This is a genomic window from Quadrisphaera granulorum (assembly GCF_003149145.1).
Classification (GTDB): Bacteria; Actinomycetota; Actinomycetes; order Actinomycetales; family Quadrisphaeraceae; genus Quadrisphaera; species Quadrisphaera granulorum.
The window spans coordinates 1-18,081 of the sequence record NZ_QGDQ01000018.1 but is presented as its reverse complement, the minus strand read 5'-3'; the positions used below and the strand labels follow the sequence as shown (position 1 = coordinate 18,081).

The following is an 18,081-nucleotide window of genomic DNA, read 5'->3' as shown; positions in this document are numbered from 1 at the left end:
GTCAGACCACCGCCCCGACGATGGCGGCCGAGAAGGCGATGACGGTCAGGCCGCCGAGCACCCAGGGGATGCCCGCGGCGCCGTCGGCGGCGACGGCGGAGCGGTTGCGCCGTCCGATCATCATCATGATCGCGCAGACGAGGAGGCCGGCGACCCCGGCGACGAGGCCACCCCACTTCAGCCAGCCCAGCAGGGTGTTGACCGCCTCGCCGAGCCCTGGTGGGGCCACCGGTGCGGGATTCGGAATGGCGGCGGTCAGCAGCCAGCTCATGCGGTGGCTCCCATCTGCTGGCGTCGCTGAGCTCGGCTCGTAGCGACGGGGGCCGGTTCGACGGCGGCCACGAGGCGGGTGACGGCCTTGGTGTATGCGCCAGACGGGCTGCGCTGGTCGTGGGCCTCGTAGCGCCACCGCTGGACGTGGGGGACCTCGGTGATGGAGGCGACGAAGACGCTGAGCGCGCGCACCCGGGCTCGGGCGCCAAGGGGCTCCTGCCCGCGGCCGTCGCGCACCAGGGCGAGGTGGATGGCGGGTGCCGACGTGACGCTGGTCAGGCGCCGGACGGCGTGGGTTGCGGCGATGACGCCGTCGACGGTCGCGGTGGCGACGACGACGCAGTGGGCGGTGCCGTGCACCGCGACGGGGGTGAGGTCGACCTCGCGGTAGGTCTCGGGCAGGTGGGCGGCCAGGGTGCTGGCGCCGCTGCCGCCGTGGGCGCTGACCAGCACGACGTCGGTCGTCGGAGCCTTCGCCGCTGACTGCGCAGGGGTGCTGCTGGGGCCGTCGGTGGGCGTGGGGATCGGTGGCGCCGCGGCGTCGGTAGCCGCGGTCGTCATCACTGTGGTTGTCACTAGACAGGCACCTCATTCACATGAGTTGATGACCGGATGCTACAACGCCACTACGGCGATGTCACGCGCCCCGAGCCGTCCCAGCCAGCGACTACCGCGACCTGTGGATGGCGCACTCCGCCCTGCCCACCTGTGGAAACACCCTGTGGAAAGCCGAGGCCCGCCATGACGACCCCCGCCACCTCCGAGACCGCCGAGCTGACCGAGAGCCCATCCGCGGACGAGGCCCTTCAGGCCGCTCGGGGCGTCCTCGCCGCGCTCGTCGAGCACGCCCGCTGCGAGGGCGAGCAGGCTCGCGCCGAGGTTGCTCTCGCTCACCTCGACGACGTCTTTCCGCTGTCGAATCCCGCCAGCGGTGACGGCGTGGGCGCCCGCGGCGCCGTTCTGGTCGACGAGGCGATCAGCGCTGTCGTCGCCGTCGTCCACACCGCCGAGGAAGCACACGCGCGCGCCCGCGGACTCATGGCGCTGGAGGTCATCACCTCCTGCCTCGACATGCCCAGCACCGTGTCGAGTGACGTGCCGAGCGGGCAGCCGTGAACGTCGCCGACACCCTCGGCGACCTCACCAGCCAGCTGGCGCAGCTCTACGCACGGCGCGGCCCGGCCGTCGCGAACGACCTCGACGTCGACGCGGCCCTGCACGGCCGCTCCGCCGTCATCGCCCTGACCCGCGACCTGCTGTTCTGGGGGACCCGGCTGCGCGAGGGCACGCGCCCGACGCTGGTCGACGCCGAGACCAAGCCCGCCCACGGCCTGGCCTGGCACCTGGCCCGTCACCCCACCCCCGAGGCGACGCGATCGCCGATGGATGTGGCTCGCCTGGCCGCCCCCGGGTCGCCTGCGGAGCGCTGGGAGCGGGTCGCCACGCAGGCGAGCCTGGTGCAGGCGCAGTGGGACGCCAGCTCGAGCAGGCCGATGGGCCCCGCGGTGAGGACCGTCGTCGCCGACGCCACCGTGCTGGCGCTCAGCGTCAGCCACCTCGACCAGCGCCTGGCGACGGCCGCGACGGCGAGCGGACGACCCGACGTCGCCAAGGCGCTCACCTCCGAGGCCGTCCACGGCCTGCGCGCCAGTGCAGAGGCCACGCTGCGTCACCTGGCTCGCGACGACCTTCCGGCCTGGCGCGCCGACGTCGCCGTCCCCGTGCGCAGGCTCGACGTGATGCCGATGCGGAACCCAGCCGACGTGCCCCGCGGCCTCGCACGCCTCATGTCACTGCTCGACGCCGGAACGCACGTCAGCCCGGCACACCTGCACCTGGTGCTGCGCGGGCAGGAGCGGATCGCCGCAGCGCTCGGCAAGGACTGCGCAGCGCTCTGGCGCGCCACCGCCGACCCGTCCACCTTCGACACGGGCCGACGGCTCACCGAGCTCCGCCTCAGCCTCCAGGGAGCCGCCCCGGCGCTTCGCAAGGACATCGGCAGCATCGAACCGGCTGATCCGCGCGCGCTGCTACAGGTCAATGAGTGCCTGCGCGCCCTCGGGTTCTCTCTGCCGGAGGCGCGGCGCGGGCTGCCGCAGCGGGTCGACCTCGTCGCGGACCAAACCGCCACGCTGCTCTACAGCGTCCACGCGGTCAGCTCCTGCGTGCGCAACCAGGTCGACGAACGTCGCTGGCTCACCGCGCAGTGGAACCACGACGAGACCGCGCAGACCTGGCACCGGGCCGACCGGCTCGACCACCCACGCATCGGTCCGCTGCTCACCCTCGGCGAGACCGCGCTCGACCTCCTCACGCGCCCCGCGGCCCTCATGGCGCTCTCGGCACCGCAGCCCGCGATGGCCCAGACGGCCAGCCGCGGGCACGTCATGGCCTGAGCGCCTCACCGCTCCACCTCCACCCATCCACACCCCACCCGACCAGGAAGACATCGCCATGCCCAGACACCGCCAGCCCACCCCTGCCGCACGGCGCGCCAGGCCCGTCGTCGTGACGATCGGAGCGCTGACGCTCCTGTGCAGCGCCACCGGCGTCGCCCTCGCCGCGACCAACCCGGCGTCCGATCCGGCGCCGACCGCGTCTACGACGTCGGCATCCGACACGACGTCGGAGCCGACGAGCACCACGACGACGACGGGTGCGGGAACTGCGTCACCCACCGAACCGACGGTCCCCCCGGCTCAGGCGAGCGACGGCCAGACCTGGCTCTCCGGAGCCTCTGGCGACGGCGCCGCCGACGGCGCTCTCGGTAAGTGGCGCGGAGACCCCGTCGACATCGTCGGCACCTGGGCCGACCAGGGCGACAACCAGACCCAGCTGTACTCCATCGCCCCCGGCGGAGAGGTCGCCGACTTCGACGGCGCCATCGACATCGCCCCCGGCGGGCTGCAGGACGGCGACACCTGGACCGCAGCCGCCGACGGCGCCTACGACGACCGCTGGCGAGAGTCCCTGACGCGCATGGCCGAGCTGCGCCAGGGCCGCGGCACCACGTACATCAGGCCCTTCCACGAGTTCAACCTCGGCGGGTGGAACTGGTCGGTCGGCCCCCGAGACGCCGAGGACTTCAAGGCTGCCTGGGCGCGTTACCGCGCCATCCAGCAGGAGGTCTTCCCTGAGGCGCGACTCGTCTACGGCGTCAACGTCACCAGCTCAGGCACCGACCTGGACTGGCGCACCACCTGGCCCGGTGCCGGCCAGGCCGACGTGCTGGGCGTGGACACCTACAACGGCTGGCCCACCATCACCTCCGATGAAGAGTTCCAGGCCCAGCTCGACGCCCGCGGTGAGGACGGCATTCCGATTGGGCTGGACGCCTACCGCGAGCAGGCCGCTGAGTGGGGCGTGCCGCTGGCGGTGCCGGAGTGGTCTGGCCGCGCGGAGATGGGCGATGAGAGCGCGTACGTGACGGGGATGGTCGACTGGTTCGCCGCGAACGCCGGTGACGGGCCGGGGCAGCTGGTCTACGAGATCCTCTTCAACGCCCCCCAGGACGACGGAAACTTCCAGCTCTTCGCTGACGACACGAGGATGCCCGCGTCCGCGCAGGCGTACGTGGACGCCGTCGCCTCGACCGAGGGTGACCGCACCGCCGAAGGCTCCTCGTCGCCGAGCACGGAAGCCGCAGCGGAGGGCGAGGAGCCGCAGTCAGCGGTCTCCATGACCGGGACCGCCACCGCGACTACCGAGCCCAGCCCGCCGACGAAGGGCGCGGCTACTCCCGCCTCGCAGGCCGAGGTCGACGAGCTTGTGGCGCGGCTGGACGCGCTGCTGGACCGCCTCGAGCAGAGCTGACGCCTCCAGCGCCCGTCTGGGTGCCAGAGGCAGGGGCGAGCATCGCGCCCGTGGCCGGAGGGATGGCGAAGAAGGGTGCACCGCTGCCCGCGTGGCTCGTCGCCGCCAACACCGAACGACGGCTGGCGGCGGAGAAGGCGATGCGCCTGCGGCGCCCGCCGGGCAACCCGTTCGTGTGGGTGGCCGGATCGGAGGCTGACTACCCGGGGATCGTCGTGGACCGGCGCCGGGTAGGGGCCGGCTGGCAGATCTACGTCGCGTACACCTCTCCTCGGCAGGAGCTGATGCAGCAGTGGCTTGATGCCGAGCAGCTGGTGCCCTACGAGAGCCCACAGTCGAGTGCGCCGCCATTGTCATGACGCCTGCATGAGGCGCCGATCCCCGCTGGGGAGCGGCGCCTCCTGCGCGGTCGGCCGGTTGGTGCAGCGGCTCACCACGCGACGCCCGGGGCGCGTCCCGACGGCGGTTGAGGCGGGTCATCGGTGGTGGTCCTTCACCGGAGACCAGCCACGGAGGGAAACTGGAGCAAGCGGTCGGGTTGACCCTGGAGCGGCACGTTCCTGGGTGGCGGCGCCCGTCACCCAGGCGGCCCGGGCGCTTCGCGCTGTGTCGTGCAACGCACCCAGGTGAGACGGACCACCGAACAGGGCAAATGCGACTTGAGCACGTGGTGCGACGAGCCGGCCCGACGGCGTCTGGCCCGCCCGCTCAGCGGTCCCCGTGCGACACACCCTTCGGTTTCCGAAGGTGAGGCGGGGCGCAACCCGCAGAGCAGTCCGGGATCAGGCAAGGACGCCCGTGGACTGCAGCAGGATGTAGACCGCGACCAGCACGAGCAGCCCAGCGAAGGACAGGCTCGCGGCGCGAGGGGAAAGCCGCGCCGCCAGCGGCCGGCCCGCGAACGAGGCCGCCACCGCCCCCACGGTGAAGGGCACGATGACCGTCCAGTCGAAGTGCGCGGTGCCGGCACGCGCTAGCAGGGACACCCCCGAGTTCAGCGCGACGACCACCAGCGAGGTGCCCACCGCCACCGGCATCGACAGCCCCAGCACCAGCACCAACGCGGGCACGATGACGAAGCCCCCACCGACGCCCAGGAACCCCGTCAGCAGACCGACCACCAGCCCCGCGAAGGCGACCTGAACCGCCCTGCGGCGCCGGGCCGTGAGCGGTTGACGGGCAGGTGTGCGAGGCGGCGCTGCTGGTGCGCGCACGGCCACCGCACCTCCAGCGCCTTCTGCGCCGACAGCGCCGTCAGCTACGAGCCCGCCTCCCGCGGTACTCACCCAGCCAGCCGGGGCCAGCGGCCGAACAACAGCTGGGGACGCGGGGCGCTTCAGAGTCCGGTGGACCATCGCCGCCGCCGAAGCCAGCATCACCACCGCGAAGCTGACCAGCACCACCGCCGCGGGCGCTCGGTGGTTCAGCGCCGCTCCCGCCACGGTGGCGGGTACACCGACACCGACGAAGACCAGCGCTGTCCCCCAGCGCACCGCCCCGGCACGGGCGTGGGTCAGGCTGCTGGTGGCTGCGGCGACCCCGACGATGACCAGGCTCGCGGTGGTGGCCTCAGCGGCGGGCATGCCCAGCAGGTACACCAGCGCGGGCACCGTCAGGATCGCCCCGCCTCCTCCCAGCACCCCCAGGACCAGGCCGACGGCCACCCCAAGGGCGACGGCGATCAGCGCAGCGGTCATCGGTCTGTCCTTCCGGTCTGGTGAGGCGTCGAGAGGGTGTGGCGGGGCGGTCGCAGGTGAGTGGCTCAGGCGACGGTGCCGGGGGCGCCGCTATCGGTGCGGACGGGCAGCCCGGCGTCCTGCCAGGCCTGCATGCCGCCGTCGAGGTCGCGCACGACCACACCGGCTGCTGCCAGGCGGTCGGCGGCCTGCGCCGAGCGCCGGCCCGAGCGGCACACCACGACGACGTCGACGCCGTCGGGGACCCGGGTGGGGCGCTGACCGGCGGTGATGGTCCCCAGCGGGACGTGCACGGCGTCGGGGGCGTGCCCGGCGGCCCACTCGTCGTCCTCGCGGACGTCGACGAGCAGCGCGCCGTCGGCCACGAGGCCGGCGGCCGTGCGCGCGGACACAAGCGGCTGGGGGGCGGGGCGGTGGGCGGGACCGGTCATGGCAGGGCCTCTCGGAGGGTGGGGGCGTGGTGGTGGGCGGGGTCGGCGGCCGGGCCGTCAGGACGGTCGGGACGGTCAGCCAGGGGGTCGGCGTCGAACTGGAACTGGTAGCCCGAGCTGGGCGCGAAGTGGGCGCTGACGCTGAACCTGTCCGCGCGCACCAGGGACCGGCGGTGCTCCACGGGCGTGCCCTCAGAGCACCCCAGGCGCTCAACCAGGAACGCTGCGCTGCCGGGGGCGACGCCGAGCAGCGCCGCCTCGGCCGGGGTGAGGACCACGGCGTGCAGGTGCTCGGCGCCGCCGCGCACGTGGATGCCGCAGTGGCGGGCCAGCTCGTCGTACAGGGCGGTCTCGGTGAAGTCCGCCTGCAGCAGCGCGCGGGTGCGCTCCGCCGGCAGCCAAGCCTCGTCCAAGGCCAGGGGCACGTCGTCGGCCAGGCGCACCCGCCGCAGGTGCACCAGCTCGGCGTCGGTGGGCAGGCCAAGGGCGGCGCTGGCGGTGGGGTCGGTGACGACGTCCAGGGCCAGGACCCGGCTGCGCTGGGTCATGCCGGTGGCGCGCACGGAGGCGAACAGGCTGTACAGCGCTCCCATGGGCTGGGTGATGCCGACCGCCCGGGAGGTGCGTCCGCGCTCGGCGGTCAGGGCGCCGGCCTCCCGCAGGGGACGCAGCGCCTGGCGCACGGTCTGGCGGGAGACGCCGTACTCCTCGGCCAGGGCGTTCTCACCGGGCACGCCGTCGGCGAAGGCTCCGGCGTCCAGGCGGCGGCGCACGTCGGCCTGGACCTGGGCCCAGACCGGGGTGCCGCTGCCCCGCTCGGGAAGGACGGCGTCCTGGTCACGGCGAGAAGGCGAGGCAGGAGTGCTCATGCGCGAGGCGCGCGAGGCCGGTTGAAGGGCAGGCGGCCCAGGGCCGCGCCCATCGCGCAGGTACCGCTGAGCGCCGCGAAGGTCAAGCCCGCGCCGATGCCACCGGCCACGAAGCGGGCCTTGGGCTTCCAGATGCTGGCGATGATGCTGGCGGCCACGACGCTGCCGGCCACCAGACGCACCTGGCGCTCCATGCCCCAGCCGGCCTCGGAGGCGGGAGTGGACCAGCCGACCGAGGGGACCGCCTGCGAGGTGCCAGCGCCCTGGACGGCGCTGGAGGCTGCCTCCAGCCCGCCGTCCAGGACCTTCAGCGAGCTGGCACCGGAGGTCGCCAGGGCGTCGGCTGCGCGCTGCGCGCGGGCCCCGGAGCGGCAGACCAGGACGACGTCGCGCTGGTCGAGCACCAGCTCGAGGTCGGCCAGGGCCTGCTCGAGGCAGTCCAGGGGGGTGTTGTGCGCCCCGGGCAGGCTGCCGGTCGCGAACTCGGCCTCGGTGCGCACGTCCAGCACGAGGTGGTCGGAGAGCGCGTCGGCGCGCAGGTGGGCAGGGTGCAGGCGGGTGGCCGGGGTGCGGGTGGTCATCGGAGCGGATCCCTTCGTCGGTGGGGCGGTGCGGACTGGAATGAAATGTACGCACCTTGCGCTGGAGGCAAATGTACGTACAGGATAGGACCAGTGCAACCAGCGGCCCCACCCGCTGACCGGAACCACAGGAGGAACCCGTGCTGCTCGAGAGGCTCTACGACGAGGACCTGGCCCAGGCGAGCTACTTCATCGGCTGCCAGAAGACCGGCGAGGCCGTCGTGGTCGACCCCCGCCGCGACATCGCCGACTACCTGGATCTGGCCACCAGGCACGGCATGCGCATCACCGCCGTCACCGAGACCCACATCCACGCCGACTACCTCTCCGGCACCCGCGAGCTGGCCGCCGCCACCGGCGCCACCGCCCACGTCTCCGGCGAGGGCGGCACCGACTGGCAGTACGGCTTCGCTGCCGAGCGCCTGCACGACGGAGACCAGCTGCGCATCGGCAACCTGGTCCTGCAGGCCCGCCACACCCCCGGGCACACCCCTGAGCACCTCGTCTTCACCCTCACCGACGGCGCCTTCGCCGACGCCCCCGGCTACCTGCTCTCCGGAGACCTCGTCTTCGCCGGGGACCTGGGGCGCCCGGACCTGCTCGACGAGGCCGCCGGCGGCGTCGACACCCGCTACCAGGGCGCCAAGGACCTGTTCGCCAGCCTCAAGCGCGTCTTCCTGTCCCTGCCCGACCACGTCCAGGTCCACCCCGCCCACGGCTCCGGTTCGGCGTGCGGCAAGGCCCTGGGCGCGGTGGCCTCCACCACCGTCGGCTACGAGCGCCTGTACGCCTGGTGGGCTCGCTACCTGGCTGAGGACGACGAGGCCGGGTTCGTCGCCGAGCTGCTCGAGGGCCAGCCCGACGCCCACGCCTACTTCGCCCGCATGAAGCACGAGAACCGCGAGGGCCCCGCCGTCCTGGGCCCGCTGCCGGCGCTGGAGCGCATCGAAGGTGAGGCGCTCGCCGCCAGGCTGGCCGCTGACGAGGCGATCCTGGTCGACACCCGCGACGCCGCCGCCGTGCGCGCCGGCTCACCGGCAGGTGCGCTGCACGTTCCCGGCCCCGCGAAGGCCGCCAGCTACGTCGCGTGGGTCTACGACCCCGCTACAGAGCACCGCCCGCTGGTGGCCCTGGCCGCTGACGAGCAGGCCGCCGAGGAGCTGCGCGCCCACTTCGTGCGCGTCGGGGTGGACGCCCTGACCGGCTACACCACCACCCTGGACGGGCTCGACCTCGTCCCCGCCGAGACCGTCAGCCCCGCGGCGCTGGAGGACTTCGTCGCCGCCACGGGCGCCGCGGTCGTGGACGTGCGCAACCGCACGGAGCACGCCGCCGGCCACGTCCCCGGTTCCACGCAGCTGTCCGGTGGGCGGGCGCTGTGGCACACCGACGAGCTGCCCGACCCCGCCTCCGGCACCCCGGTGGTCACCTACTGCCAGTCCGGGATGCGCAACGCCGTCGTGGCCAGCGCCCTGCGCCGCGCTGGTCACCGCGTGGTCCAGCTGGAGGGCAGCTACGCCGGGTGGAGCGCCTGGCGGCACCAGCTGGTGGGCACCGGCACCCGCTGACCGCGAGGGCTTCATCGACCGGCCGGATGGCTGGTCGGTGAAGTCCTCAGCCATGTCCGGCTGCACGGAAGAGCGGTCAAGGCAAGCTTCAGGGCGGCTCGGATAGCGATCCCATCTGCGACGCACGGCCGCCTCGCCCGTCGGTGCACCACGAAGCGCGCCGAGGCGGACGGTCAGCGGTCGCTAGGCGAGACGGGTTGACACGGCTGCGCTCGACCGCATCCGTCGTGGGGCGGGACCGCGTCCATGTCAGAACACCACCACCAAGGACAGTCCCGCAGCCGCCGCCAGCAGCGTCCCCGACACCATCACCACGAGGTGCACCCCCGCCGCCCGCCACCGGCCCTGCCGGGCCAGGCGCACCGTCTCGAAGGAGGCGGTGGAGAACGTGGTGTATCCACCCAGGAACCCCGTCCCCAAGATCAGCGCCACCGCGCTCGGCGCGCCGCCGACGGTGACCAGCCCCACGACCACCCCCAGGGCGAAGGACCCCGTGACGTTGATCAGGGTGGTGGCCCACGGCAGCACCGACCCACCGCGACGGTCCACGAACGCGGTGAACGCGCCGTCGACGACGAACCGCGCAGCAGCACCCGCCCCACCGGCCAGCGCTGCGAGGAGCTCGGTCACACCGACCGCCTCCGGCGCAGCCCAGCTGCGGCCACACCGGCCAGGGTGGCCGCCGCTCCCAGCATCAGCGTGGCGGCCACGTAGGCCAGCGCCAGGCCGAGCTGGCCGGCGCGCAGCAGCTCATCGGTGTCCACGGCGAAGGAGCTGTAGGTGGTGAACGCCCCGCAGAACCCCGTGCCCGCCCACAGCCGCGCCAACCGGCGGCGTCCCTCATCGGGCCCGGCATCGGACAGCCCCTGCAGCAGCAGTCCCAGCACGAAGGCGCCGACGACGTTGACCACGAAGGTGGCCAGGGGGAACCCCGCCGGCGCCGGGCTCAGGTGGATCACCCCGATCCGGGCGGCGGCCCCCAGGACACCTCCGGAGGCGACCCACACGATCAGCCGTGGCTGCAGGTGCAGCGGCCGCCGGGCGGTCCGCTCAGCCGCGGTGACCTCCGAGTCGGGGTCCACCGGCTGCGGTTGTGGCTGGGGCTGTGGGCTGCTGGGCGGGGTCACCACCGCGCCGCCACATCCTGCGTGTCGTCGTCGTCGCGGGGCACCACGAGCACCGGGCGGCGCTGGTGGTGGGCCAGGCGCACCGCGACCGAACCGCTGAAGACCTCACCCATCGCTGCTCGCCAGCCCCCCGCACCGGCGCCTACCACGACCACTCGCGCGTCGACGCGCTCAGCCGCCGCCGCGAGCTCGCGAGCCGGGTCACCAGTGACGTGCACTGTCGTGACAGGCACCTCACCGGCGGCCGCTCGCACGAGGTCGTCGAGGTCAGTGCGTTCCTGGCTGCCGTCATCGTCCTCACCCCCACCGCCGTCGGGGTCGATGGAGAACCAGTTCTCCTCGCCGTCGGGGCCCCTGCGGCGGTAGCGCGTGGTGTCCACGTGCACCGCGAGGAGCGAGCCGTCGAGGTCATGGGCCAGGGCTGCAGCTTCGCGCAGCACCCGCGGGGACTGGCCGGGAAGGACGCCGACGACGACGTCGGACCGCAGGTCGCGGTGGTCGGTCGAGGTGTGGATCGGTGATGAAGACATGGTCCTCCTGCCCACGTCCAGCGGACAGGAACCATCAGCCGAGTGGCGGTTCGGGCTGGTGCACAGCCCCGGCGGGATCCATCGCCGCAACAAGCCTACTGCCGCCCGGTGCACGCTCGCCCGCGAGACCTGAGGACCCCCGTCCCGAGCGCCCGTACGGCTCACCGCCATCTCCTGGGTGCTTGCCCACAGCAGGGCTCAGGTGCCGAGCAGACGCACCCCCGCGTAGGCCACCCCCGCCACCAGCACCCACGAGGCCAGGCCCAGCACCAGCGCCCGTCCCCCGGTGCGCCGCAGCACCGCCACGTGGATGCCCGTGCCCAACCCCACCAGCGCCGCCACCAGCAGCACCTCCTGCACCGTCTTCGCCGCCGCCAGCACCCCGGCCGGAACCCACCCGGTGCTGGTCAGCGCGATCGCGGCCAGGAACCCCACCACGAACAGCGGCACCAGCGGAGGACGACGCCCGCCGGCCACCACCCCCTGCGCTGCGAGCCGGCGGCTGCGCGCCAGGGCCACACCAGCCACCAGCGGCGCCAGCAGCACCACCCGGCTGAGCTTGACCACCACCGCCGCCGTCAGCGCCCCCGGCACCCGGTCTGCGGTGGCCACCGTCTGACCGACGTCGTGGACGCTGGCGCCCACCCATGACCCGAACGCCGCCGGGTCCAGCCCCAGCGGCCCGCGCAGCAGCGGCAGCAACACGATCGCCAGGCTCCCGCACAGGGTCACCAGCGCGATCGCGACCGCGGTGTCGTCCTCATCACCGTCGGCGACGTCCTTCATCGCTGCCACCGCCGAGGCACCGCAGATGGAGAACCCGGTGGCCACCAGCAGGGCGCGGGCGGGCGGGACCCCCAGCCAGCGGCCGATCAGGCGGGTGCCGGTGAAGGTGACCGCCACGGTTACCACGACCACTGCCAGCCCGCTCAGGCCCAGCGCTGCCAGTTGCGGCAGGGCCAGCTGCAGGCCCAGCAGCACCACCGCGATCCGCAGAAGGCGCCGGGCGGCGAACGCCGTCCCTGGGCGCAGCGCCGCGCGGTGCAGGCCGGCGTTGGCCAGCACCGCGCCCAGCACCACCGCCGCGGTGGAGGCGTTCAGTCCCGGCAGCGCGTGGGCGGCGGCGAAGGAGAGTCCCGTGGCGCCCGCGACCACGGCCAGCCCCGGCAGCAGGTCCGCGCCCCTGCGCGGTGTCGTGGTGCTGGTCGTGGTGCTGGTCGTGGTGCTGCTTGCTCCTGCGCTCTCGCCTGCTCCTGCGGTGCCCATGTTGGTGTTGCTCCCGTGTCGCCGTCGTCGCTGTTGTCGCTGTCGTCCTCGCCGTTCCCACCACCGTGGTGCGGCGCCGGGTCGGGCAGTAGTGGGCTCGTGCTGCTGCACCCATCAGCGCGCCTGATGGGTCCGCGGTCGGGCGGCTAGCGTGAGCGGGTGGCGCTGGAACGGGTCCCTGACCTCGACTCCCTGCAGCTGCTGCTGCGCGTGGTCGCCACCGGAAGCCTGGGACGGGCCGCGGCTGCGCATGGCATCAGCCAGCCCGCGGTCTCAGCCCGCATCCGCACCATCGAGCAGCTCATCGGCGTGCCACTGGTCGTCCGCGGCCCCCGAGGCTCCACCCTCACCCCGGCCGGGGAGCTGGTGGCGGGCTGGGCCGAGCAGGTGCTCGCAGCCGCGCATGCGCTGGACGCGGGCGCCAGCTCGCTGCGCGGGCAGGGCGCAAGCCGCCTGCGGGTAGCGGCCAGCATGACCGTGGCCGAGCACCTCCTGCCGGGATGGTTGGTGCGTCTGGCCCAGCAGCGCCCCCAGACGCAGGTGAGCCTGCGGGCGATGAACTCCGTGGAGGTCGCCGCTGCAGTGCTCACCGGGGAGGCTGAGCTGGGGTTCGTCGAGGGACCCGACGTCCCCGCCGGACTGGACGCGCGTGCGGTCGCCCGCGACCGGCTGGTCGTCGTCGTCGCTCCTGAGCACCCCTGGGCGCGGCGCCGCTCCCCGGTGGGCGCGACTGAGCTGGCTACGACCCGGCTGGTGCAGCGCGAGCCCACCTCCGGCACCCGAGCAGCCCTGGAGACCGCGCTGCACGCAGCCCTGGGTGAGCCGGCCGGGGCGGCGCCGCTGCTGGAGCTGTCCACCGCCAGCGCGATCCGCGCGGCCGTGGCCAGCGGCGCCGGTCCGGCGGTGCTCAGCGAGCACGCCGTGCGCGATGATGTGGCGGCTGGTCGTCTCGCCCAGGTCGCGGTCAGTGGTGTGGACCTGGCCCGAGCGCTGCGGGCGGTGTGGCCGCACGGGCAGCGCCCCAGCGGTCCCGCCCGGGACCTGCTGGCCCTTGCCGGTCCAGCACCACGGACATGAGCAACCGCGACGTCTCCAAGAAGACGTCGGCCCAGTTCGAAAAGCGATCCCATCTGCGACGGATGACGATCTCGAGCGCCGACGCGCCGTGACGAGCAGTGAGGCGGGCGGTCATCGGCATGAGCAGCGATCCCCTCTGCGACGGACAGCGGCATCGAGCGCCGTCGAGCCGCGAGGTACGCCAAGGCAAACGGTCGGCGGTGCCTGTCTGCCCTACCGGAGCCGGCCAGGACCCCGAGGTCGCGTCGCGCGGGCGATCCTCAGCTGGAGGCGGTCAACCAGTTCTGCGACGCTCTCCCCCCACGTTTCCAGCACCACGACGTCGTCTCCGCTGACGTCGAAGAGCGCGACCTCGGTGTAGACGCGGCTCACGCAGCCGACGCCGGTCAGCGGGTACGTGCACGCCGGGACGAGCTTGGGGCTCCCGTCCTTGGCGAACAGCGTCATCATCACCAGCACGTCCTTGGCGCCGGTGGCCAGGTCCATGGCCCCGCCGACGGCGGGGATCGCGTCGGGGGCCCCGGTGTGCCAGTTGGCCAGGTCTCCGCTCGCGGAGACCTGGTAGGCGCCCAGCACGCAGACGTCCAGGTGACCGCCGCGCATCATGGCGAAGGAGTCGGCGTGGTGGAAGTAGGAGGCACCGGGCAGCTCCGAGACGGGCTGCTTGCCGGCGTTGGTCAGGTCGGGGTCGGCGTCGTCGCCGGTCACGACGGGGCCCATCCCGAGCATCCCGTTCTCGGTGTGCAGCACCACGCCGCTGCCGGGGCGCAGGTGCGCGGCGACGGTGGTGGGCTGGCCGATGCCGAGGTTGACGTAGGAGCCGTCCGGGATGTCGCGGGCGACGACGGCGGCCATCTCCTCGCGGGACAGCGGTCCGCGGTCGGTGTGCTCGACGGTGCTCACGCCGCGTGCTCCTCGCCGCTGGTGCTGCGCAGGTCGACCACGTGGTCGACGTAGATCGCCGGGGTTACCACCGCCTCCGGGTCGAGCGCTCCCACCTCGACCACGCCGCCCACCTGGACGACGGTGGTGGCGGCCGCCGTCGCCATGACGGGCCCGAAGTTGCGGGCGGTCTTGCGGTAGACGAGGTTCCCGGCGCGGTCGGCGCGGTGGGCCCCGATGAGGGCGACGTCGCCGCGCAGCGGCATCTCCAGCACGTGCTCGCGGCCGTCGATCACCCGCGTCTCCTTGCCCTCCGCCAGCAGCGTGCCGGCACCGGTGGGGCAGAAGAAGCCGCCGATCCCGGCGCCCGCGGCGCGCATCCGCTCGGCCAGCGTCCCCTGCGGCACCACCTCCAGCTCGAGGCGGCCGGCGCGGTACAGCCCGTCGAAGACCCACGAGTCGGACTGGCGGGGAAAGGAGCAGATGACCTTGCGCACCCGCCCGGCGGCGAGCAGCGCGGCCAGGCCGGTGTCGCCGTTGCCGGCGTTGTTGCTGACCACGGTGAGCTCGTCGGCGCCGTGGCGGATGAGCGCGTCGACCAGGGCCACCGGCATGCCGGCCATCCCGAACCCGCCGACGAGCACGGTCATGCCGGACGCGACGCCCGACGCGGACAGCGCGGCGTCGGCGGCCTCGGCGGCGGTGGTGCCACCGGCAGCGGTGTGGAACTGCGTGCGGCTCACCGGCTGGCCTCCTGGTTCTCCAGCACCACGGCCAGGCCCTGGCCCACGCCGATGCACAGCGCCGCCACGCCCCAGCGGGCGTCGCGCTCGCGCAGCACCGCGGCGAGCGTTCCCAGCAGCCGTGCGCCGGAGGCGCCGAGGGGGTGGCCGAGGGCGATGGCGCCGCCGCGGGTGTTGACGATGTCGGGGTCGACGTCCCACGCGTCCAGGCAGGCGAGCGACTGCACCGCGAAGGCCTCGTTGAGCTCGACGGCGCCGACGTCGGACCAGGTGATCCCGGCGCGGGCGAGGGCCTTGTTCGCCGCCTCGACCGGGGCGAGCCCGAAGTCCTGCGGGTCGAGGGCGTGGGCGCCGCGGCCGGCGATGCGGGCCAGGGGAGCGACTCCGAGGGCGCTCGCCGCGGACTCGGAACCGATGAGCAGGGCCGCGGCGCCGTCGGTCAGCGGGCTGGCGTTGCCGGCGGTGATGGTGCCGCCGTCGGCGGGACTGCGGAAGGACGGCGTCAGCCTGGCCAGGGTCTGCGGGGTGGAGCCGTCGCGGACGCACTCGTCGCGCGGCAGGTCCACGCCGTCCACGCCGACCACGAGGTCGTCGAAGAAGCCGTCGGCCCACGCCGCCGCGGCGAGCTGGTGGGAGCGGGCGGCGAACGCGTCCTGCCGCTCGCGGCCGATGCCGAGGCGCTGCGCCAGCTGCTCGTTGCACTCCCCGAGCGAGGCGGTCCACTCGCTCGGCATCCTCGGGTTGACCAGGCGCCAGCCGAGCGTCGTCGACGACGCCGTGACGTCGCCGGCGGGGTAGGCCCGCTCGGGCTTGGGCAGTACCCACGGCGCGCGCGACATCGACTCCACGCCCCCGGCCACGACGACGTCGGCGTCTCCCGTCTCGATGCCGCGCGAGGCGAGCGCGGCGGCGTCCAGGGAGGAACCGCACAGCCGGTTGACGGTGGTCGCGGGTACGGAGGTGGGCAGCCCGGCGAGCAGCACGGCCATGCGGCCGACGTTGCGGTTGTCCTCACCGGCCTGGTTGGCGCAGCCCCAGACGACCTCGTCGATGCGGGTCGGCTCCAGGGCGGGGGCCTTGGCCAGAGCGGCGGTGAGCGCCGTGGCGGCGAGGTCGTCGGGGCGGGCGCCGGCCAGCGCGCCGCCGAACCGGCCGAACGGCGTGCGCGCGCTGGCGTAGAGGTGGGCCGAGGGCATGGATCCACGCTAGGAGGCCGATCGATAGACGTCCAAGACGAGATCTGGCTCCACTGAGAAGCCGTGTGCATCAATGAGGGGTGGAGACCCGCCTGCTGAGGTCGTTCGTCGTCCTCGCCGAGGAGCAGCACTTCGGCCGCGCCGCCGCGCGCCTGCACCTGGCCCAGCCCGCGCTCTCGCAGCAGCTCAAGCAGCTGGAGCAGCAGGTGGGAGCCCGGCTGCTCGATAGGTCCACCCGGCGGGTGGAGGTGACCGCTGCGGGCCGGCTGCTGCAGGAGCGTGCGCTGCAGGTGCTGTCCACCCTCGACAGGACCGCTGCCGACCTCGCCCTGGTGACCGCGGGCCGGGCCGGGCGCGTCAGGCTGGGGTTCGTGGGGACGGCGACCTACGCGCTGCTCCCCAGCGTCGCCCGCCGCGTGCGCGCGGAGCTGCCGGGCGTGGAGCTCGTGCTCCGCGGAGAGGTGCTCGCGCCTGCGCTGCTCGACCGCGTGCTCGTCGACGAGCTCGACCTCGCCGTCCTGCGGCCCTCCGGGCCGGCTCCCGCCGGGCTGGTGGTGGAGGAGATGCGCCGCGAGGCGCTCGTGGTGGCGCTGCCGGCGGCGCACCGGCTGGCAGCGCAGCCGGAGGTGCGGTTGGGCGACCTCGCGGGCGAGCCGCTCGTCGCGCACCCGTCGGGCCGGCGGTCCACCCTGCAGCCGCTGGTGCTGGACGCCTGCCGCGCCGCCGGCTTCGAGCCGGAGGTCATCGAGGTGGGGGAGACCGGCACGCTCGTGGCGCTCGTGGCGGCGGGCCTGGGCTTCGGCCTGGTGCCCGACGCCGTGCGGGCGTTGCGCCTGGACGGGGTGGTCTACCGCCCCCTCGCCGGCGCGCCCGTGGAGGTGCCGCTCGCCCTCGCCCACCGGGCCTCACCAGCGCCAATGGTCCAGCACGTCGCGGACGTCGTCCGCCGTACCGCCCGGGACGCTCACTGCGCCCCTCAGGAACCACCGACGGAGCACGCTTCCGCCGGTGGGACCCCGTAGCACTCGCGGAAGACCGGTGAGGGGTGCGAGGTAGAGACGGAGCGGCAGCGCGCGGCCACCGCTGATACGGCGGGCCGTCCCGGGCCGCGCAGGAGTCGGTGCGCCACTTCGAGGCGGCGGTCCAGCACCGCCCACGCAGGACCGGTGCCGGTCTGGCTGAGGATCCTGCTGAGGTGCGGCTCGCCGGGGTCGAGCACCACCTCGCGGCCCTCCAGAGGGACCCCCCGACCAGCACGCGCCAGCGCCGCCTCATCGCGTCGCCGGAACGACGGACCCGCCATCGACAGGGGGCGGCCACGTACACGGGTCAAAGGGGGGCGAGGACGACGTCGAACCGCGTGCTCGCCCAGCCCCGCCCGTCGAGGTCGCGTCCGTCAGGGGTCGGCGTGCCGGCGGAGTGGTGCTCCCAGTCGTGGACCAGCGACTCCTTCACCCCGAACACCGAGTCGCGCTCGAGCAGCTCGTCACCGCGCACAAAGATGTGCGTCACCAGGGTGCGGCAGCCCGGCGCGGAGACCATGAAGTGCAGGTGGGAAGCGCGCAGCGGCGAGCGTCCAGTGGCCGCCAGGAGGTCGCCCACCGGTCCGTCGTCGGGGATCGGGTACGGGGTGGGGAACAGCCCCCAGAAGCGGTACCCGCCGTCGTCGTCGGCCACCAGCCGACCGCGGCCGTAGGTGCGGCCGTCGTCGTGCTGCACGTCGTAGAGGCCCTCCTCGTCGGCCTCCCACACCTCGATGCGCGCACCGGGCAGGGGGTTGCCGTCGACGTCGCGCACGGTCCCCTCCACCCAGGCGGGCTCGCCGGGAGCCCCCGCTGCGATGTCGCCGCCGGCCTCCACCTGCGGGGCCTCGTCGACGAAGAAGGGCCCGAAGACGGTCGCCTCGGTGGCGTTGCGGTACGCCTCGTTGTTAAGAGCGTCCGCCAGTAGGTGCGATCTTGGCGAGTGACCCGCTGGAGTTGCGAGCGGGCACGGGGCCCTCCACATCATGGAGTTGCTAACGCTCTG

The 18,081-nt window shown here is 73.9% G+C and carries 21 protein-coding genes and 1 riboswitch; of the genes, 7 read left to right on the top strand and 14 right to left on the bottom strand.

The genetic code is table 11. The annotated features are described in order from the left end of the window. Window position 1: 1 nt before the first annotated feature. Both BXY45_RS14050 and BXY45_RS14045 read right to left on the bottom strand, forming a co-directional pair. Window positions 2–271 (bottom strand): hypothetical protein, encoded by a 270-nt coding sequence (locus BXY45_RS14050; protein WP_109775146.1) that lies wholly within the window; start codon window positions 269–271, stop codon window positions 2–4. Then, window positions 268–834: a hypothetical protein gene (locus BXY45_RS14045; protein WP_109775145.1), complete on the bottom strand. Its 567-nt coding sequence runs from the start codon at window positions 832–834 to the stop codon at window positions 268–270. The genes BXY45_RS14050 and BXY45_RS14045 overlap by 4 nt, the downstream gene beginning before the upstream one ends. 180 nt (window positions 835–1,014) lie before the next feature. Between BXY45_RS14045 and BXY45_RS14040 the strand changes: the two genes are divergently transcribed. Genes BXY45_RS14040 through BXY45_RS14025 form a run of 4 tightly spaced genes read left to right on the top strand, consistent with a single transcriptional unit; the run spans window position 1,015 to window position 4,445 of the window. Next, the gene (locus BXY45_RS14040) at window positions 1,015–1,389 is read left to right on the top strand and encodes a hypothetical protein (RefSeq protein ID WP_109775144.1); all 375 of its coding nucleotides are present in this window, start codon (window positions 1,015–1,017) and stop codon (window positions 1,387–1,389) included. Beyond that, window positions 1,386–2,669 (top strand): hypothetical protein, encoded by a 1,284-nt coding sequence (locus BXY45_RS14035; RefSeq protein ID WP_109775143.1) that lies wholly within the window; start codon window positions 1,386–1,388, stop codon window positions 2,667–2,669. Before BXY45_RS14040 ends, BXY45_RS14035 begins: the two co-directional genes overlap by 4 nt. Before the next feature lie 58 nt (window positions 2,670–2,727). Beyond that, the gene (locus tag BXY45_RS14030) at window positions 2,728–4,086 is read left to right on the top strand and encodes a hypothetical protein (protein WP_146211204.1); all 1,359 of its coding nucleotides are present in this window, start codon (window positions 2,728–2,730) and stop codon (window positions 4,084–4,086) included. Between the two features lie 50 nt (window positions 4,087–4,136). Then, window positions 4,137–4,445 carry a hypothetical protein gene (locus BXY45_RS14025; RefSeq protein ID WP_109775140.1) on the top strand — a complete coding sequence of 103 codons (309 nt, stop codon included), beginning with the start codon at window positions 4,137–4,139 and terminating at the stop codon, window positions 4,443–4,445. 423 nt (window positions 4,446–4,868) lie between these two features. Here the strand turns inward: BXY45_RS14025 and BXY45_RS14020 are convergent, their stop codons facing one another. The 4 genes from BXY45_RS14020 to BXY45_RS14005 all read right to left on the bottom strand — a co-directional run bounded on the left by BXY45_RS14020 (window position 4,869) and on the right by BXY45_RS14005 (window position 7,664). Then, entirely contained in the window at window positions 4,869–5,783 is a 915-nt protein-coding gene (locus BXY45_RS14020) for a sulfite exporter TauE/SafE family protein (RefSeq protein WP_109775139.1), read from the bottom strand. A 65-nt stretch (window positions 5,784–5,848) separates the two neighbouring features. Further along, entirely contained in the window at window positions 5,849–6,214 is a 366-nt protein-coding gene (locus BXY45_RS14015; protein WP_109775138.1) for a rhodanese-like domain-containing protein, read from the bottom strand. After that, a complete protein-coding gene (locus tag BXY45_RS14010; protein WP_109775137.1) occupies window positions 6,211–7,083 on the bottom strand; it encodes a GntR family transcriptional regulator in 873 nt (290 codons plus the stop codon). The genes BXY45_RS14015 and BXY45_RS14010 overlap by 4 nt, the downstream gene beginning before the upstream one ends. Then, the gene (locus BXY45_RS14005; RefSeq protein ID WP_109775136.1) at window positions 7,080–7,664 is read right to left on the bottom strand and encodes a rhodanese-like domain-containing protein; all 585 of its coding nucleotides are present in this window, start codon (window positions 7,662–7,664) and stop codon (window positions 7,080–7,082) included. The genes BXY45_RS14010 and BXY45_RS14005 overlap by 4 nt, the downstream gene beginning before the upstream one ends. 140 nt (window positions 7,665–7,804) lie before the next feature. On the opposite strand from BXY45_RS14005, the gene BXY45_RS14000 reads away from it, so the two are divergent. Beyond that, window positions 7,805–9,232 (top strand): MBL fold metallo-hydrolase, encoded by a 1,428-nt coding sequence (locus BXY45_RS14000; RefSeq protein WP_109775135.1) that lies wholly within the window; start codon window positions 7,805–7,807, stop codon window positions 9,230–9,232. A 249-nt stretch (window positions 9,233–9,481) separates the two neighbouring features. Here the strand turns inward: BXY45_RS14000 and BXY45_RS13995 are convergent, their stop codons facing one another. From BXY45_RS13995 to BXY45_RS13980, 4 genes are all read right to left on the bottom strand, one after another. Next, entirely contained in the window at window positions 9,482–9,862 is a 381-nt protein-coding gene (locus tag BXY45_RS13995; protein WP_109775134.1) for a fluoride efflux transporter FluC, read from the bottom strand. Continuing rightward, window positions 9,859–10,314: a fluoride efflux transporter FluC gene (locus BXY45_RS13990; protein ID WP_211319572.1), complete on the bottom strand. Its 456-nt coding sequence runs from the start codon at window positions 10,312–10,314 to the stop codon at window positions 9,859–9,861. Before BXY45_RS13990 ends, BXY45_RS13995 begins: the two co-directional genes overlap by 4 nt. A gap of 41 nt (window positions 10,315–10,355) precedes the next feature. Then, window positions 10,356–10,889 carry a universal stress protein gene (locus tag BXY45_RS13985; protein WP_170131519.1) on the bottom strand — a complete coding sequence of 178 codons (534 nt, stop codon included), beginning with the start codon at window positions 10,887–10,889 and terminating at the stop codon, window positions 10,356–10,358. An 18-nt stretch (window positions 10,890–10,907) separates the two neighbouring features. Next, a riboswitch (Fluoride riboswitch) is annotated at window positions 10,908–10,984 on the bottom strand. A 103-nt stretch (window positions 10,985–11,087) separates the two neighbouring features. Continuing rightward, window positions 11,088–12,155 carry a YeiH family protein gene (locus tag BXY45_RS13980; RefSeq protein WP_109775132.1) on the bottom strand — a complete coding sequence of 356 codons (1,068 nt, stop codon included), beginning with the start codon at window positions 12,153–12,155 and terminating at the stop codon, window positions 11,088–11,090. A gap of 159 nt (window positions 12,156–12,314) precedes the next feature. Here BXY45_RS13980 and BXY45_RS13975 point away from each other — a divergent pair, with 159 nt between their 5' ends. Continuing rightward, window positions 12,315–13,232 carry a LysR family transcriptional regulator gene (locus BXY45_RS13975; RefSeq protein ID WP_109775131.1) on the top strand — a complete coding sequence of 306 codons (918 nt, stop codon included), beginning with the start codon at window positions 12,315–12,317 and terminating at the stop codon, window positions 13,230–13,232. Window positions 13,233–13,445: 213 nt separating this feature from the next. On the opposite strand, the gene BXY45_RS13970 is transcribed toward BXY45_RS13975, so the two are convergent. From BXY45_RS13970 to BXY45_RS13960, 3 genes are all read right to left on the bottom strand, one after another. Continuing rightward, window positions 13,446–14,087 (bottom strand): 3-oxoacid CoA-transferase subunit B, encoded by a 642-nt coding sequence (locus BXY45_RS13970; RefSeq protein ID WP_109775220.1) that lies wholly within the window; start codon window positions 14,085–14,087, stop codon window positions 13,446–13,448. 44 nt (window positions 14,088–14,131) lie between these two features. Continuing rightward, on the bottom strand, window positions 14,132–14,791 hold the full coding sequence (locus BXY45_RS13965; protein WP_342799561.1) for a 3-oxoacid CoA-transferase subunit A: 660 nt from the start codon (window positions 14,789–14,791) through the stop codon (window positions 14,132–14,134). 62 nt (window positions 14,792–14,853) lie between these two features. Then, entirely contained in the window at window positions 14,854–16,053 is a 1,200-nt protein-coding gene (locus BXY45_RS13960; RefSeq protein ID WP_109775130.1) for a thiolase family protein, read from the bottom strand. Window positions 16,054–16,133: 80 nt separating this feature from the next. Here BXY45_RS13960 and BXY45_RS13955 point away from each other — a divergent pair, with 80 nt between their 5' ends. Next, window positions 16,134–17,075: a LysR family transcriptional regulator gene (locus tag BXY45_RS13955; protein ID WP_109775129.1), complete on the top strand. Its 942-nt coding sequence runs from the start codon at window positions 16,134–16,136 to the stop codon at window positions 17,073–17,075. Between the two features lie 307 nt (window positions 17,076–17,382). Here the strand turns inward: BXY45_RS13955 and BXY45_RS13945 are convergent. Beyond that, the coding region (locus BXY45_RS13945) for a dioxygenase family protein (protein WP_109775218.1) at window positions 17,383–18,081 on the bottom strand (699 nt) is incomplete at its 5' end.